Source organism: Streptomyces sirii (assembly GCF_045690365.1).
GTDB classification, from domain to species: domain Bacteria; phylum Actinomycetota; class Actinomycetes; order Streptomycetales; family Streptomycetaceae; genus Streptomyces; species Streptomyces sirii.
In genome coordinates this window covers 7645507-7660840 of record NZ_CP147982.1, presented here as the reverse complement: position 1 = coordinate 7660840, position 15334 = coordinate 7645507, and the positions used below count along the sequence as shown (strand labels likewise).

Annotated in this window: 13 protein-coding genes; 8 read left to right on the top strand and 5 right to left on the bottom strand. The window is 72.0% G+C overall.

Annotated elements, in window-relative coordinates; translation table 11 throughout:
* The first annotated feature begins 6 nt into the window (after nt 1-6).
* From WAB15_RS34040 to WAB15_RS34025, 4 genes are all read left to right on the top strand, one after another.
* The gene (locus WAB15_RS34040; RefSeq protein WP_407288597.1) at nt 7-717 is read left to right on the top strand and encodes a PAS domain-containing protein; all 711 of its coding nucleotides are present in this window, start codon (nt 7-9) and stop codon (nt 715-717) included.
* 103 nt (nt 718-820) lie between these two features.
* Nucleotides 821-1282: a universal stress protein gene (locus WAB15_RS34035; protein WP_399145159.1), complete on the top strand. Its 462-nt coding sequence runs from the start codon at nt 821-823 to the stop codon at nt 1280-1282.
* Nucleotides 1283-1384: 102 nt separating this feature from the next.
* Complete coding sequence (locus WAB15_RS34030) at nt 1385-1600, top strand: dodecin (RefSeq protein WP_399145158.1); 216 nt, start codon at nt 1385-1387, stop codon at nt 1598-1600.
* Nucleotides 1601-1837: 237 nt separating this feature from the next.
* A complete protein-coding gene (locus WAB15_RS34025; protein WP_399145157.1) occupies nt 1838-3289 on the top strand; it encodes an amino acid permease in 1452 nt (483 codons plus the stop codon).
* Nucleotides 3290-3434: 145 nt separating this feature from the next.
* Here WAB15_RS34025 and WAB15_RS34020 read toward each other — a convergent pair whose 3' ends face one another.
* Nucleotides 3435-3911: a hypothetical protein gene (locus WAB15_RS34020; protein ID WP_407288596.1), complete on the bottom strand. Its 477-nt coding sequence runs from the start codon at nt 3909-3911 to the stop codon at nt 3435-3437.
* A gap of 824 nt (nt 3912-4735) precedes the next feature.
* Here WAB15_RS34020 and WAB15_RS34015 point away from each other — a divergent pair.
* Complete coding sequence (locus tag WAB15_RS34015; RefSeq protein WP_407288595.1) at nt 4736-5299, top strand: hypothetical protein; 564 nt, start codon at nt 4736-4738, stop codon at nt 5297-5299.
* A gap of 239 nt (nt 5300-5538) precedes the next feature.
* Nucleotides 5539-6129: a hypothetical protein gene (locus WAB15_RS34010; RefSeq protein WP_407288594.1), complete on the top strand. Its 591-nt coding sequence runs from the start codon at nt 5539-5541 to the stop codon at nt 6127-6129.
* Between the two features lie 629 nt (nt 6130-6758).
* Here the strand turns inward: WAB15_RS34010 and WAB15_RS34005 are convergent.
* From WAB15_RS34005 to WAB15_RS33995, 3 genes are all read right to left on the bottom strand, one after another.
* A complete protein-coding gene (locus WAB15_RS34005) occupies nt 6759-6971 on the bottom strand; it encodes an EF-hand domain-containing protein (RefSeq protein ID WP_399145153.1) in 213 nt (70 codons plus the stop codon).
* Nucleotides 6972-7052: 81 nt separating this feature from the next.
* On the bottom strand, nt 7053-9515 hold the full coding sequence (gene uvrA / locus WAB15_RS34000; RefSeq protein WP_407288593.1) for an excinuclease ABC subunit UvrA: 2463 nt from the start codon (nt 9513-9515) through the stop codon (nt 7053-7055).
* 62 nt (nt 9516-9577) lie between these two features.
* Nucleotides 9578-10885, bottom strand: coding sequence for an NAD(P)/FAD-dependent oxidoreductase (locus tag WAB15_RS33995; RefSeq protein WP_407288592.1), 1308 nt, complete (start codon nt 10883-10885; stop codon nt 9578-9580).
* Between the two features lie 224 nt (nt 10886-11109).
* Between WAB15_RS33995 and WAB15_RS33990 the strand changes: the two genes are divergently transcribed.
* Together WAB15_RS33990 and WAB15_RS33985 are read left to right on the top strand one after the other, a co-directional pair.
* A complete protein-coding gene (locus tag WAB15_RS33990) occupies nt 11110-12057 on the top strand; it encodes an aminoglycoside phosphotransferase family protein (RefSeq protein ID WP_407288591.1) in 948 nt (315 codons plus the stop codon).
* An 87-nt stretch (nt 12058-12144) separates the two neighbouring features.
* Nucleotides 12145-12948: an alpha/beta fold hydrolase gene (locus WAB15_RS33985; RefSeq protein WP_399145149.1), complete on the top strand. Its 804-nt coding sequence runs from the start codon at nt 12145-12147 to the stop codon at nt 12946-12948.
* 60 nt (nt 12949-13008) lie between these two features.
* Here the strand turns inward: WAB15_RS33985 and WAB15_RS33980 are convergent, their stop codons facing one another.
* A complete protein-coding gene (locus tag WAB15_RS33980) occupies nt 13009-15096 on the bottom strand; it encodes a restriction endonuclease (protein ID WP_407288590.1) in 2088 nt (695 codons plus the stop codon).
* Nucleotides 15097-15334: the final 238 nt, after the last annotated feature.

Sequence of the window (15334 nt, the reverse complement as noted above, 5' to 3'; positions counted from 1 at the left end):
GGGGCAATGGACGAGGGGACTGCCGACGACATGCCGGGGGCGGAAGCGCCCGCCGGGGACAAACGGCCCTGTGCGCGCGGCCCTGTCGCCGACCACGCCGAGCCGAACACGGGCGGCCCCTGGCGCAACTACTTCCTGATCCTGCTGGACCGTATCCCCACGCCGACCGCGGTGTGCCGGGCGGACGGCGAGGTGCTGATCGCGAATCCGGCGATGGCCGGCCAGTGGGGTGTGGCGCCCGGCCAGCTGCGGGGCCGCAACCTGCTGGATCTGTTCAAGCCCCGGGCGGCGGAACAGCTGCGGCGGATCGAGGAGGCCGTACGGCTGGGCCACCGCTCGCGCTACCCGGTCGAGGTGCACTGGCGGGCCGGGGCCGACGGGGCCGAGCGGGAGGGGGAGCTGACGGTGGATCCGGTCGGCGACCCCTCCGAGAAGCCGCCCGCGCTGCTGGCCCTGCTACGGGTCCGCGAGACGGCCCCGCCGCCGGAACCGCGCGGTACGGCGAGCCCGGTGGAGGCCCGGATCCTGGCACTGGCCGCCGGCGGCGCGACCACCGCGTCGATCGGCACCGCGCTGGGACTGACGGTCGACGGGGTGAACTACCACCTCACCCGGCTGTCCCGGCGCTGGCGCGTCCAGGGCCGCACCGCGCTGGTCGCCAGGGCGTATGTGCTGGGCGTGCTGGCGGCGGACAGCTGGCCGCCGGCGCCCGCCTGACCCGTAGGGCGTACGGGCCCAGGCGCGCGAACCCGGGACACCGCGCACCGCGGTCCCGGGGCCAGGGCCCCGCCAGCACGCATGTGCGGATAACCTCGCTGCTGTGGAGGACAACGCAGCCGCGCGCTTCGAGCGCGGAACGGACGGCCCGAAGGTGATCGTCGTCGGTATCGACGGCTCCGACTCGTCGTGGCGCGCCGCCGCGTACGCGGCCGGACTGGCCCGGCGCCAAGGCTCCAAGCTCGTCCTGGTCTATGTCCAGCCGGTGCTGCCGGCCGGTGCGGCGATGGGCGCGCCGGTGGTGGACGCGACGAACGAGGTGGCCGAGGAGCTGATGGCGGAGATCCGCCGGGCGACCGAGCGGCTGCAGGGGATATACGACGTGCGCTGGGAGTTCCACACCCTGCGCGGCGACCCGTACAACGGCATGGTGCAGATGGCCGACGAGCTCAAGGCCGACGCGGTGGTGGTCGGCGCCTCGGAGTCGGCCGGGCACCGCATCATGGGCTCGGTCGCGGTCCGCCTGGTCAAGGCCGGACGCTGGCCGGTCACCGTCGTCCCGTAGGCCCGGTGCGGTGGCCCGGCCGCTCCGCTGGTGGGGCGGGCCGCGCTGAGGCACGGTGGGAGGTGGACGGGCGGAGCGCCGCCCCGGCCGAGGGAGACCACCGTGACCGACCGCACGTATCGCGTGACCGAGATCGTGGGGACGTCCCAGCAGAGCGTGGACGCCGCGATCCGCAATGGCATCAAGCGCGCCTCGCAGACCTTGCGCAACCTCGACTGGTTCGAGATCACCCAGGTCCGCGGGCATCTCGTCGACGGCGAGATCGACCACTACCAGGTCGGTCTGAAGGTCGGGTTCCGGCTGGAGGACTCGGAGTGAGCCCAGGGCGGCGGGCAGACCCGGCCGCCCGTATCGAACGCCGCCGCCCACTCGGCATACCCGCAGGCACGACGCCCGGCCCGCGCCCCGACGTGCCGCCCTATGGACACCCCTCACGTGTATGGATCCCGGCGAGTCCCCATCAGTACTAGGGAGTCGCCTTCCGTAGGCGCCCGCGAGGGTCCATGATGATCCGCCGTCGGACCACGACGGAGCGATCCTACGGAGGGTTGACGCATGGGGCTGCGCGCGGGACAGGGCGTTTGGCGCCGCAAACCGATCGAACACATCGAAGAGCCGGAAGGCACCGCGAGCCAGCAGCTCACCCGGGCACTCGGCCTGTGGCAGCTGACCGCCATCGGCGTAGGCGGCATCATCGGCGCGGGTATCTTCACCCTGGCCGGCACCGTCGCGAACGGAAAAGCCGGGCCCGCGGTCCTGATCTCCTTTCTCATCGCGGGCGTCGCGAGCGCCGCCGCCGCCTTCTCCTACGCCGAATTCGCCGGGCTGATCCCGAAGGCGGGCTCGGCCTACACCTACGGCTACGCCGTCCTCGGAGAGCTGGCCGGCTGGTTCATCGGCTGGGACCTGCTGCTCGAATACACCGCGATCGTGGCGGTGGTCGCCATCGGCATCTCGGGCTACTTCGGCTTCCTACTGGGGGAGCTGGGCCTGGACCTGCCCGCCTGGATGCTGGGCGCGCCCGGGACGGGGCCGGGCCACCGCGTCGACCTCTTCGCGGCGGTGCTCTGCCTTCTGATCGCCTATCTGCTGACCCTGGGCATCAAGAACGCCGCGCGCTTCGAGACGATCGTGGTGGGCCTGAAGGTCCTGGTGGTCGTGGTGGTCATCGTCGTCGGCTTCTTCCACATCGACACCGCGAACTACCACCCCTTCTTCCCCTTCGGCGTGAGTGGCGCGTTCACCGGAGCGGCCACCGTCTTCTTCGCGGTGTTCGGCTATGACGCCATGAGCACCGCGGCCGAGGAGTCCAAGGACGCCCAGCGCCATATGCCCAAGGCCATCATGTACTCGCTGGTGATCTCGATGGTGCTGTACGTACTGGCCTGCCTGGTGCTGACGGGTATGCAGGACTACAAGTCCATCGACCCGGAGAGCGGCTTCTCGTCGGCGTTCAAGGCGGTGGGGCTGACCGGCCTGGCGGACGTCATCGCGGTCGGCGCGATCATCGGCATCCTGACCGTCATGTTCACCTTCATGCTCGGGGTGACCCGGGTCTGGTTCTCGATGAGCCGGGACGGCCTGCTGCCGAAGTGGTTCGCCAAGACCAGCCCCAAGCACCACGTACCGACCAGGGTGACCTGGATCGTCGGCTTCGCCTCCGCCCTCATCGCGGGCTTCCTGCCGATCGGCGAGGCCGCCGAGCTGACGAACATCGGCATCCTGCTCGCGTTCGTGGTGGTCTGCGTCGCGGTGATCGTGCTCCGCTACAGGCGCCCCGACCTGCCGCGCACCTTCCGTACGCCCGGGATGCCGGTGGTGCCCGCGATCGGCGTGTGCTTCTCGATCTGGCTGATCACGTTCCTGGCGTGGCAGACCTGGGTGCGCTTCGCGGTGTGGTTCCTGATCGGCCTCGTCGTCTACTTCGCGTACTCCTACAAGCGCTCGAACCTGGCCCGGGAGAGCAGCGAGAGCTCCGGCGGCGAGGGGGCCGGCGGGCCGGCCTGAGCCGGCGGTGACGGTGGCTCGGATCCGGTGAGGCGGAGGACCGGCGGGGCGGCAGGCCCCGCCGGTCCCCCTGCCGTCGGGCCGACAGACCGACGGGCCGTGCGGGATCGGACCGGTCGCTCGGGATCGGACGGGCCGAGCGGGATCAGAAGACGAACGGTCCCGGGGACTGCGCCGAGGTGGCGTTGCAGGTGGCCGTGATCCCCAGCACCACGACCTTGAGGGACTTGCCCTCCAAGCTGTCGCCCGCGGCGACCGTGCCGCTGAGCGGTCCGGTGGAGACCTCGCTGCCGGCCGGGATGGCCGGGTTGGAGCTACCGCTGAACTCCGTCGTCTCCGAGCCGTTCTTGGTGAGCGTCAGCGTGGACGTGACCGAGTTCGCCCCGATGTCTATCGGCGATTTGATGGCCGAGGTGGACAGGCTGATGGTGGCGGCCGTGCCGTCCTGAGTGGCGGTCAGCGTCGCCGTACCGGAGCCGTAGGAGCCGCAGTCGAACGAGAGGGTGGCGGTGTCGGGGGTCACCGCGGTCGCGGCCGGTGCCATCGCGAGCGTGCCCGCGGCGGCGACGGCGACGCCTAACGCCGTACCGATGCCGAGCTTGCCGGATCTGACGTGCCTCATGGGGTACCGCCTTCGTGAGGGGGGTGGCAGGTTCGAGACGCCGGCCGTCGAGGGGTGTGTGAGGGGATGGCAGGCGGTCACGCGGGGCCCGGATGGAGCCCGTGCCGACCGACCGCTCCAGGTCTGCCGGAGGCAGATCTGATGGAGGGTCAGCGAACCTGAATCGCTGCCCATTGAGGCATGCCCCCTCGAAGACGGCAAGACAGACACCTCATGATTTTTGACGTGTCAGCGCCAAACAGCCGAGACGGAACGCCGCCCCGCACACTGCGGCACCCCTTGACGCGTACCTGTCCGACCCCAAGATCCCGGGCGCTGCTCCGAGGACGGGACATACGGGACCCGAGGAGCGCCAGCAGCTCGGATGATTGATGCGCCCACGAGTACGTGCGGCGCCGATAACCAACTCTTCTCCCTCAAGCGCATGCCGCGGAAACCAGTTCTGGGGCGACCCCCTGAAGCCGGGCGGCCTTGAGCGGTCGGTTTCGCCGGTCAGTCGGGTGAAACGGCGCTCCACGGCACGGCAGCTCCGTTACCAGTGGTACATGAGGCGTATGAGCCAAACACCGCCTCCTCCCCCGCCCGGCCCGCCGAGCGGCCCCCTGCACGACGAGGAGCCGCCGCCCAGTCCTCCACCTACGCGGCGCCCGTGGTGGCGTACTCCGCCTGTACTCATCGGTACTGCTGCGGCCGTCGTTGTAATTGCGGTCGGGCTTGCCTTTGCTTTCAGCGGTGGCGGAGGTGGAGGAAATCCTTCAGGCAACACTTCTCCTCCCGCCAACATTCCGAGCGTCGACTCGCCTGCCGTGGCTCGCGCTCTCGCGATGCGCGAGGCACTGAAGCCAGCAGACTGGGGTAGCGGTTTCACGAAATCCGATCCATATGAAAGTGGAGATTTGAATCGATATGTTCCCGACGCGAGCTGCAATTTGACGAACGTTCCGATGACCAATGCGTTCGCCACACTGGCACGCTACACCGCAAAGTCAGACGGGACAGTCAGCGCAAACTCGGAATTCACTACCTACAAAGCAGTAGAGTCCGCCCAATACCAACTTGGCCAGGACCGTGAAACTCTACGGCAATGCAAAACGCAAAAATCAGGAAAAGAACGGTTTGAAGATGTCCACCAGGTCGCGATCCCGGAACTAAAGGGCTTCGATGAAGTAGTGACAGAGGAAGGTCATTACGTCTCGGACCCAGACGGCAAAAAGGTAGATTATTACTACACGACCCTCAGGGGGCGAAAGGGGAACTTCGTCATGCAGGCAGACGTGACCAGACCAACAGGAGCCGGCACGCAGGAGCAGAATCGTAACGATGCGGTCAGCGCCCTCTTGCTCATGCTGAGCCGCCTTGAGGGCGGCGCATCGCAGCAATCTCCGTAACACTCACGCGAACTCACGGCTTCCCGTAACCGAGAAAAGGCGTTCGACACGAATTACCGGCCGCGCAAGTCTCCGTGCTCGGCCGCGGAGCGTTACCCGGGAAGCCGGCCCACCGGTGAATGACGGCCGCCAAGGGGCTAGAGGCCGCCGATTCGGTGCGTGAGCCGGGGTTTGCTGCGCGGTCGCCAGCAGCTCGCCTGGTGCTGACAGCGGCCGTGTTCGAACCGTAGCGTTCGGGGATGGGTGGGATTGATTGGGGCGATGCCCCGACTTGGGTGGGGGCGTTGTTCGCTGGCGGTGCGGCCTGGTTCGCTTTCCAGACGATCAAGAGTCAGCGTGAGCAGATCGGTGAGCAACGGCAGTTCATTGCAGAGCAGTCGGCCACGATGGCTCTGGAGCGGGATGAACTGCGGGCAGCGGCTGAGGAGCGACGGCTGTCGCAGGCGCGGCAGGTGGTGATGGCCGCGGAGCTGGATGGGCGACAGCAGGTCTACGACGCTGAAGGCGAATTGGTGACGCCGGTGGATCACTGGCGGGCACAGGTGACGAACCGCTCGACGGAGCCGATCCGGGACCTCATGGTGAGGTTCGGCGAGGCGTACGTTGCGGTGGGGGCAGTGACCTTTGACGAGTCGGGGCAGGGGAACCCGGTGCCTGTGCCGGTTCATCTACTGGGCCCAGGGCGCCGGTGCGAGTTGAGGTCACAACGCTTCAGGGTAACAACGCTACAGAACTCGCCCCCGACGCTGTTCTTCACGGACGCGGGTGGGCAGCGGTGGCGTATCGACGTGCATGGCGAGCTGTCCGAAGCCGCTGCGGACGCAGGGTGAGGCCGCAGCCGACGCCCTAGGGATCACACTGACGCTGTCTCAAAGGAGATGTTCTACGGTGTCGTCGAGCGGCTGAGAAAAGAGGATCAGGCCGCCGCCACCGACGAGAACAGCACCACGCAGAGCGGGGGCGCCGCCGCTGAACAGTGAACGGGGGCAACCTTTGCCACCCTCACCACCGGGGCTGGGCTCCTCGCCCACGGCATCGCTCACGACGACACCGCACGCACGACAGGAGGCGGACTCCTCCTCTCGTGCGCGTTTCTGCTGCTCGTGCTGCTAGCGGTCCGCCGGTGGATCACCGACACCGCCGTGGAGCGGGCGCGACTCGCCGGAGCCACCCGGGACGCCGACACTGAAGGCGAGCGATACACCGCTGACCTGTACGCCCTCGAGGCGGAACGGCGGCGGCTCAGGAGCGACGCGAGCGCTCGGGCCGTGAACTGGCCTTCACCGTGGGCGTGCGGCCGTCTGGCTGGGGTACCGGCGAGGATGCCGCGCCGCCGCCGGTGGGCACCGCGGCCGTGGCCGGCAGGCCGTAGCGGGCGGCGTCGGCGGGCGGGCGGCGGCACGCGGCCGGCCCGCCGGCGCACGGGGCGGCGGCGGGGGTGCCGGAGCTGCGGGGCGGGTCAGCCCTGCAGGGCCTGCCAGAACTCGTCGAAGGACATCTTGCCGTCGTGGTCGGCGTCCTTGGCCTTGATGACCGCCTCGGCGACCGGGCCGGTGACGAACCCGTCGCCCATCTCGGCCATCGCGCGCTTGAACTCGTCCGGCGTGACCTGTCCGTCGCCGTCCGCGTCGTACCGATCGAACGTCGCCCTGGCGTCGTTGATGTCTGCCATGAGAGGTGCCCCCTTCGTGGTCCTGCGCAGCGCTGCGCAGTGCTGTTGCCCGTGATCTGACCTGCGTACATTAGCGGACCGTCAACGTGCGTCCGGCTGCCCCCTCCGCCGGGCCAGATAGGGGCCGGTACGGCTGCCGGGGGCCGCCGCGACCTCGGCGGGCGTTCCGGTGGCGACGATCCGGCCGCCGTCCGCGCCGCCACCGGGCCCGAGGTCGATGACGTGGTCGGCCCCGGCGACCACCCCCATGTCGTGCTCGACGACCACGACGGTGTGCCCGGCGTCGACCAGGCCGTGCAGCTGGCGCAGCAGCACCTCGGTGTCGGCGGGGTGCAGCCCGGTGGTGGGCTCGTCGAGGAGGTAGAGGGTGTGGCCGCGGCGGGTGCGCTGGAGTTCGGTGGCGAGCTTGATGCGCTGGGCCTCGCCGCCGGACAGCTCGGTCGCGGGCTGGCCCAGCCGCAGATAGCCCAGGCCGACGTCCTTGAGGGTGCGCAGGCTGCGGGCGGCAGCCGGGATGTCGCCGAGGAAGTCGGCGGCGGCGTCCACCGTCATGCCCAGGACGTCGGCGATGGTGCGGTCCCGGTAGGTGATCTCCAGCGTCTCGGGGTGGTAGCGCGCGCCGTGGCAGGCGGTGCACGGCGCGTACGTACCGGGCAGGAAGAGCAGCTCCACGGCGACGAAGCCCTCGCCCTGGCAGGTCTCGCAGCGGCCGGAGGCGACGTTGAAGGAGAACCGCCCGGCGGTGTAGCCCCGGGCACGGGCCTCGTCGGTGGCGGCGAAGACCTTGCGTACCGCGTCGAACAGCCCGGTGTAGGTGGCGAGGTTGGAGCGCGGGGTACGGCCGATGGGCTTCTGGTCGACGCGCACCAGCCGGTGGACCGCGTCCAGGCCGTCGGCGCCGGCGAGCTGGGCGCGGGCCGTCGGCCCGATGTCGCCGCCGTCCGCCCCGCCGTCGCCCGGCTGCTCCTCGCCGGTGCCCAGGTGGTCGCGTACCGCGTCCGCGAGGACCCGGGTGACCAACGTCGACTTGCCCGATCCGGAGACGCCGGTGACGGCGGTGAAGACGCCGAGCGGGAAGGCGGCGTCCACTGCGCGCAGGTTGTGCAGGGTGACGCCGCGCAGCGTCAGGGTGCCCGAGGGGCTGCGCGGGGTGCGCTCGGGGGGCGGTTCGGCGGTGAACAGGAAGCGGCGGGTGGCGGACCGCTCGACGTCGGCGAGCGCGGCGACCGGGCCGCTGTGCAGGATCTGCCCGCCGTGCTCCCCGGCGTGCGGGCCGACGTCCACGATCCAGTCGGCGCGCCGCACCACGTCCATGTCGTGCTCGACGACGAAGAGCGAGTTGCCGGCCTCCTTGAGCCGGCCGAGCACGGTGAGCAGGGACTCCGTGTCGGCGGGGTGGAGCCCGGCGGACGGCTCGTCCAGGACGTAGACGACGCCGAAGAGGCCGGAGCGCAGCTGGGTGGCCAGCCGCAGCCGCTGCAGCTCGCCCGCGGACAGGGTGGGTGCGGGCCGGTCCATGCTCAGATAGCCGAGGCCGAGTTCGGTGAGCACGTCGATACGGGCCACCAGGTCGCGGGCGAGCGCCGGGGCCACCTGGTCGTCCGGCCCCGCGGCGGTGGGGCGCAGCAGCTCGGCGAGGGCGCTCAGCGGCAGGCCCGCGAGGGCGGCGATGTCCCGGCCCTCGAAGGTGACGGCCAGCGCCTCGGCGCGCAGCCGCCGCCCCGCGCACAGCGGGCAGGGCTCGGCGACCATGAAGCCCTGGACGCGCTTGCGCAGCGTCTCGCTCTTGGAGTCGCCGAAGGTGTGCAGCACATAGCGTCGGGCGCTCATGTACTGGCCCTTGTAGGGGCGTTGGATACGGCCCGCCTCACGGACCGGGTGGACGGTGACGACGGGCTGCTCCTCGGTGAACAGGATCCAGTCGCGGTCGGCCCGCGGCAGCTCCCGCCAGGGCCGGTCGATGTCGTGGCCGAGGGCGGCGAGGATGTCGCGGAGGTTCTTGCCCTGCCAGGCGCCGGGCCAGGCGGCGATGGCGCCGTCACGGATGGAGAGCGCCGGGTCGGGGACGAGCGACTCCTCCGTGACCCGGTGGACGGTGCCCAGGCCGTGGCACTCCGGACAGGCGCCCGCCGCGGTGTTGGGCGAGAAGGCGTCGGAGTCGAGCCGCTCGGTGCTGCCGGCCGGATAGTCGCCGGCGCGGGAGAACAGCATCCGCAGGGTGTTGGAGAGGGTGGTGACGGTACCGACCGAGGAGCGGGAGGTGGGCGCGGAGCGCCGCTGCTCCAGCGCGACGGCCGGCGGCAGTCCGGTGATGTCCTCGACCTTGGGCGCGCCGACCTGGTGGATCAGCCGCCGGGCGTAGGGGGCCACCGACTCGAAGTAGCGGCGCTGCGCCTCGGCGTAGAGGGTGCCGAAGGCGAGGGAGGACTTGCCCGATCCGGACACCCCGGTGAACGCGACCAGGGCGTCCCTCGGGATGTCCACATCGACGGTGCGGAGGTTGTGCTCACGGGCGCCGCGCACCCGGACGTACGAGTCGGTCATCGCTCCATGATCGGGCACCGTCCGCTGTGGTCGGGCGGTGCCGGGTGTGTCCGGCGCGTGCCTCAGCCGGTGGCGGTGGCGGCCCGGACCCGGTCGCGCGCCTCCTCCCAGGGGGCGGGGGCGGCGACCACCGCGCGCAGCGCCCGTATCTGACGTGGTGGGAGGGCGCAGGCCAGCACGCCGACGGCCTGGCCGGCGCGGCCGTAGAGCGCGACGGCGCGGCGGGCGTCGTGGTCCAGGACGGTGGTCGCCACCTCGTCGGCGCCGGTGGTCAGGCCGTACGCCTGGAGCTTGAGGCCGTACTGGTCGGACCAGAAGTAGGGCACGGGGGCGAACGGCCGGCGTTCCTGCGGCTCCGCGCCCTCCGCGGCGGCCATGGCGCCCTCGGCGGTCAGTTCGGCGACGAGGTTGCGGGCGGCGGCCATGGCCTGTTCGGTGGCGTTCATCCGGTGCTCGAAGCGGAGCGGGCGGCCGTGCACGGGGTGCTCCCAGCGGGCCACGTCGCCCGCGGCGTAGATCCCGGGTGCGGCGGCGCAGTAGGCGTCGCAGCCGAGCCCGTCGGTGGTGTCCAGGGCCGGGTCGGCCAGCCAGCCCACGGCGGGCTCGGAGCCGATGGCGAGCAGCACCAGGTCGGCGGGGAGGCGGCTGCCGTCGGACAGCCGGACGCCGTCGACCCGCGCGGCCGTCCCGTCCCCGGTGGTCTCGAACGCGGCCACCTCCCCGGTCGACAGGCGGACGCCGCGGGCCCGGTGCTCCTCGGCGAGCAGCTCCCCGATGCCCGCGCCGACGACGGCGGCCATCGGCACCGGCTCCCGGCCGACGAGGGTGACCTCGTGCCCCAGCTCCCGGGCCACCGCGGCGGCCTCGCAGCCCAGGACGCCGTTGCCGGCCACGACCAGACGACGGTGGCCGCCGGTCAGCCGGTCGCGCAGCGCCAGCGCGTCGTCCAGGGTGCGGAGGGTGTGCACACCGGCGACGCGGTCGGCGCCGGGCAGCGTACGGGCCGCGACGCCGGTCGCGATGATCACGCCGGCGCAGTCGAGCCGTTCCTCCCCGTCGAGAGTGAGGGTGCGGCCGGCCACGTCGAGCCCGGTGGCGCGGGTGTCGAGCCGCAGGTCCAGGTCGAGGGCGTCGAGCTGGTCCTTGGTGCGCAGCAGCAGCTTCGCCGGTTCCCAGGTGCCGTGCAGCAGCTGTTTGGACAACGGCGGCCGGTCGTACGGCAGATGGGGCTCGTCGCCGATGAGGGTGAGCGGTCCGTGCCAGCCGAAGCGGCGCAGCGCCTCGGCCGCGGCGAGGCCGGCCGCCGAGGCGCCGACGACGGCGATCGGCCGGGCGGCGCGGTGCTCGTCGGCGTCAAGGGTGATCTTCATGGCAGAAGGCTCCGTGGAATCGGCTTGCGGTAGGGGGAGTTGGCGGGCGGTCGGGACGGGTCCACGATCACCCGTCGACGGCCCGGCTGTCACCAGGTGGCCGGAAGGGCGTCATAGCCGTAGACGTGCCAGGGGGCAGCTGTCTCAGGCCGGGACACCCCTCCCACCGCGTCCCGGCAGGCGCTCGTACGGCCCCTCGGAAGCCCCGCGGTTACGCTTCCGGGATGGTGCGCACCCCCTATGACGACGACCGATTCCCCGCCGGACTGCCGGTGGTCGCCCAGATGGGACGGACCGCGTCCGGGCAGGCCTGGCTGGCGCGGTTGCCGGGGCTCGTCCGGGACCTCGAAGAGCGCTGGGAGCTGCGGCTCGGCGCCCCGTTCCACGGCGGCAGCTGCTCCTGGGTCGCACCGGCCGAGCAGGTGGACGGCACCCCCGCCGTGCTCAAGGTGACCTGGCCGCACCGCGAGGCCGACGGCGAGGGCCCGGCGCTGGACGCCTGGGGCGGCAACGGCGCGGTACGGCTGCTGCGCCGGTCCCGCGAGCACGGCGCGCTGCTGATCGAGCGCTGCACACCCGGCACCGAGCTGGGCCGGGCCCCGTTGCCGCCCGCCGAGCGGCTCACCCTCGCCGCGGGCCTGCTGCGGGAGCTGTGGGGCACCTCCGTACCGCCCGACGGTCGGCTGGAGCGGCTGGACGCGGTGTGCGCCGAGTGGGCCGACCTCCTGGAAGAGCGGATGCGGCGGCTGCGGCCCGGCTACGACGCGGGGCTGGTGGCGCTCGGCGCCGATCTGCTGCGCGGGCTTCCGGCGACGGCCGCCCGCGAGGTCGTCGTGCACGGTGACTTCAACCCCGGCAACGTACTGGCGGCGCAGCGACGGCCGTGGCTGGTGATCGACGCCAAGCCGATGGTCGGCGACCCGGCGTACGACCCCTGGCCGCTGCTGGCACAGATCGACGACCCCTTCGAGCACCCCGCTCCCCGGCCGGTGCTCCGCGAGCGCTACGCCCTGGTCGCCGAGGCACTGGGCGAGGACCCGTCACGGCTGCTCGCCTGGTCGGTGGCGCGCGGCGTGGAGAGCGCACTGTGGAGCGCCGACCACGACGATGTCGAGGGCGGCGCCGAGGAGTTGGCGGAGGTCCGGGTGCTGGCGGAGCTGGCCGGGCTGTGACCCCGTCGCGGACTTCCGCGCGCACTGGGCCATGGGCTTGCGCGGCCCGGTCACGGACTCGTCGGCCGCGGCCTACGCTGGGTACCCATGAATGCCGAACCGCGCGGGCAGGGTGAACCGGTTCATGTGACGGTGTGGGACGAGGCGTTGCCCGGTGCACCGCGGGTGGTGCTGGTGCACGGGACGATGAGCTGGGGCACGGAGTGCTTCGCGGGGCAGCGGCCGCTGGCCGGGATGTTCCGCCTCGAAGTCGTCGACCGGCGGGGCTTCGGCGACAGCCCGGACATCGAGCGCAGCGACTATGCGACCGACGCCGAGGACATCGCCGAACTGCTGGGAAACGGTGCGCACTTGGTCGGCCACTCCTATGGCGCTGCCGCCGTGATGCTGGCCGCCTCGGCCCGCCCGGAGGCGGTGCAGTCGCTCACCCTCATCGAGCCGTCCGCGCTGCGCACCGCGGCCGCGCACCCCACCGTCGCGGCGGCGCTGGTGCGGATCCGGGCGGCGTTCGGGGAGTCCGGCCGGGAGGTGAGCCCGCAGGAGCATCTACGGCGGTCCACCGAACCGTACGGGCTGCCGATGCCGGAGCCGACCCCGAGGATGCTGCGCGCGGTCCGCTCGGCGCTGGGTGAACGCCCCGTGTGGGACGCGGAGCTGCCGCTCGGGCCGCTGGCCAAGGCCACCATGCCCAAGTCCGTCGTCAACGGCACCTGGGAGAGCGCGCATCCCGACTACCGGCAGTTCACCGGCATGGCGCTGATGGCCTGCGGGGAGTACCTCGCCGAGGCGATCGGCGCGCGCCACGTCCAGGTGCCCGGCGCGGACCACTTCCCGCACCGCGACCGCCCGGACGAGGTGAACGCCGTCCTCGCCCGGCTGTGGCAGAGCTGAGATCCCGGCTGCCGGACGGCCGGCCGCACGGCCGGCGTCGAACGACCACCGTCGCCGCTCTCAGGCGACCTCGATGCCGTACTCCTGGACCAGCGCCTCCAGGCCGCCGGGGTAGCCCTTGCCGCCGATCACGAAGTCCCAGTCGTCACCCGTCCGTTGGCGGAACGAGCCGAGTACCAGCGCGGTCTCGCCGCGCCGCCCGTCCGAGACCTCCAGCTGCCCCAGCTCCTCCCCCGCGGCGTTCATCAGCCGGATGCGGGCGTCGGTGAAGCCGGCGAGATCGGCGTCGGGGTTGGCCCGGGGGTCGATGGCCGCGACCAGGACCAGCCGGTCGGCATCCGCCGGCAGCGCCTCGAAGTGCACCTGCATCGCGGCGCGGTCGGGGGCGAAGCCGGGCAGCATCCGCACCGAGCCGTCCGGGGTGCGGGGGTTGTTGTAGAAGACGAAGTGATCGTCGCTGAGGACCGTGGTGCCTTTGCACACCAGCGCGCAGACATCGAGGCCGACCTGCCCGGACCAGTTCATGCCGAGGATGTTGTGGTCCGGGGTCTCGTCGGTGGCGGTGGCGCCCGGCCCGTCGGCGGTGCCCAGACGGCCGCGCAGCCCGTACCGGCCGAGGAGGTCGACGAGTTCGGGGCCGGCGATGAGACTGAGCGGCTTGCCGTTGGCGAAGGTGTGCGCTCCTGGGCCGAAGCGGGACGTCGTCACCAGCACGCCCTTGTTGGCGCCTTCGGACTGGACGGTGCCGTAGAGGTCGCGGACGGCGGTCGGCGGGACGGTGTTGCGGTAGCGCTTGACCTGCACGACGATCTTGCCACCGCGGATCGGGTCCGGGTCCAGGGCGTCCACGTCGACCCCGCCGTCACCGGAGCGCTGGGTCGTCACCGCCTGCATGCCCATGGCGCGGAACAGCTCGGCGATCAGGTTCTCGAAGACGATCGGGTCCATCTCGTACAGGTCCGGCTCGCCGTCGGTGCCGTGCGAGACGACCGCGGTTCCGCCGCCGACGTCGCCCGGCAGCCGGCCGGGCCGGACCGCGGTGAGCTGGTCGGGGCGCGCGGCGAGCTGTCCGCGCAGCCCGTCGGTCAGACACTCCACGGCACCGACCTGCTCCAGATGGAAGGAGTCGAAGGCCCGGCGGGGTGCCATGACGGTCGCGAGGTACACCTGGGCGGGACGGCCGGTGGCCGGGTCCACCGCGTCGACGAAGCCGTTGAGCGCCACCGATTCCAGCGCACCGTAGGTGTCGGCGGCGAAGAGGTCGCGCAGGACCAGCAGCATGCTTTGGGCCAGCACCTCGCGGTAGAGCGCCCGGCGCTGCGCGGCGGGCCGTGCGGTCTCCTTCTCCTGGTCGGCGGTGGGCATGTACCGGACGGACTTGTTCTCCGGGACGACGGCGTAGCCCGGCAGCTCCCAGTCCAGGACGAGCTGACGGGCCGTCGGATCGTAGGCGGCGGCGACCTGCCGGGGGAAACCCTCCGGCCAGGCGGTGGAGGCGTACAGCGCGGCGGAGAAGTACTCGACGGCGGATTCCGCGTCGCCGCCGCGCAGGCCGGAGAGCAGCTCCTCGATACCGGCGTTGTGTTGCCGGATCCCGTCCAGTGTGGCGGCGGCCCACTGGTCGTACTGCTGGCGGTAGGCGGCGAGCTGGGCCTGGCGCCGGCTCTCGGCGGCCTGTGCGGCGTACCAGTCCTGCTCGTAGCGGGCGCGGGCCTCCCCCTGGGCGCGGTCGCGGCGGGCGGCGCCGGCGTGCCAGCCGCCGGTCGGTGCCTGATAGCGGGCCGGGTCGGGCATCGGCACCGGGGTGGCCAGGGCGCCGGGCGCGAACTCCTCGATCCGGTCCGAGCACAGCAGCGCGGCGGCGGTGAAGGCGGGGGCGCGGCAGCCCTCGGCGAGCAGACCGGTCAGCGCGGCGACCCGGGCGTCCAGCTCCTCGGTCCGCCGGCGGGCATCGGCCTCGCGCTGCTGACGGTAGGCCGCCTGCCGCTCCCGGTGCATCCGTGCCATCGCCCGCTCGGCGTCCCTGGCCTGCCGTTCCTGGTCGCGTCGGTGCTGTGCGTACGCGCGGCGCTGGGCTTCCTCACGACGCTGCTGCTGACGCTGCGCCTCGGCCCAGACGGCCATTAACCCATGGGAACGGCGGCTCATGTCGAACTGTGTCCTCCCCCCGGGGCGGCTGCTGCCCCCGGAACCCTGTGGAAGCGGCTTCACCTGCGCTGTTGACCCGACTTTAGCGGGGGCGGCGAGCCGGCAGCCCGTGAGAGGACGAGATTCCGCCCGAGGCCCGGGGCCGGTCCGATGGGTGATGGCCGGACCCGCGGCCTCGGGCACGGCGACGGATTGCCCCTAGAGCGATGCGGCAGGGGGAGCCGGTCCGGCCGGCTCC

Bases quoted from the DNA above. Each gene is read 5' to 3' on its own strand.
- WAB15_RS33985 (WP_399145149.1), top strand. From the start codon at position 12,145: ATGAATGCCGAACCGCGCGGGCAGGGTGAACCGGTTCATGTGACGGTG.
- WAB15_RS34025 (WP_399145157.1), top strand. From the start codon at position 1,838: ATGGGGCTGCGCGCGGGACAGGGCGTTTGGCGCCGCAAACCGATCGAA.
- WAB15_RS34015 (WP_407288595.1), top strand. From the start codon at position 4,736: ATGCGCGAGGCACTGAAGCCAGCAGACTGGGGTAGCGGTTTCACGAAA.
- uvrA (WP_407288593.1), bottom strand. From the start codon at position 9,515: ATGACCGACTCGTACGTCCGGGTGCGCGGCGCCCGTGAGCACAACCTC.
- WAB15_RS33980 (WP_407288590.1), bottom strand. From the start codon at position 15,096: ATGAGCCGCCGTTCCCATGGGTTAATGGCCGTCTGGGCCGAGGCGCAG.
- WAB15_RS34040 (WP_407288597.1), top strand. From the start codon at position 7: ATGGACGAGGGGACTGCCGACGACATGCCGGGGGCGGAAGCGCCCGCC.
- WAB15_RS34020 (WP_407288596.1), bottom strand. From the start codon at position 3,911: ATGAGGCACGTCAGATCCGGCAAGCTCGGCATCGGTACGGCGTTAGGC.
- WAB15_RS34010 (WP_407288594.1), top strand. From the start codon at position 5,539: ATGGGTGGGATTGATTGGGGCGATGCCCCGACTTGGGTGGGGGCGTTG.
- WAB15_RS34005 (WP_399145153.1), bottom strand. From the start codon at position 6,971: ATGGCAGACATCAACGACGCCAGGGCGACGTTCGATCGGTACGACGCG.
- WAB15_RS33990 (WP_407288591.1), top strand. From the start codon at position 11,110: ATGGTGCGCACCCCCTATGACGACGACCGATTCCCCGCCGGACTGCCG.
- WAB15_RS33995 (WP_407288592.1), bottom strand. From the start codon at position 10,885: ATGAAGATCACCCTTGACGCCGACGAGCACCGCGCCGCCCGGCCGATC.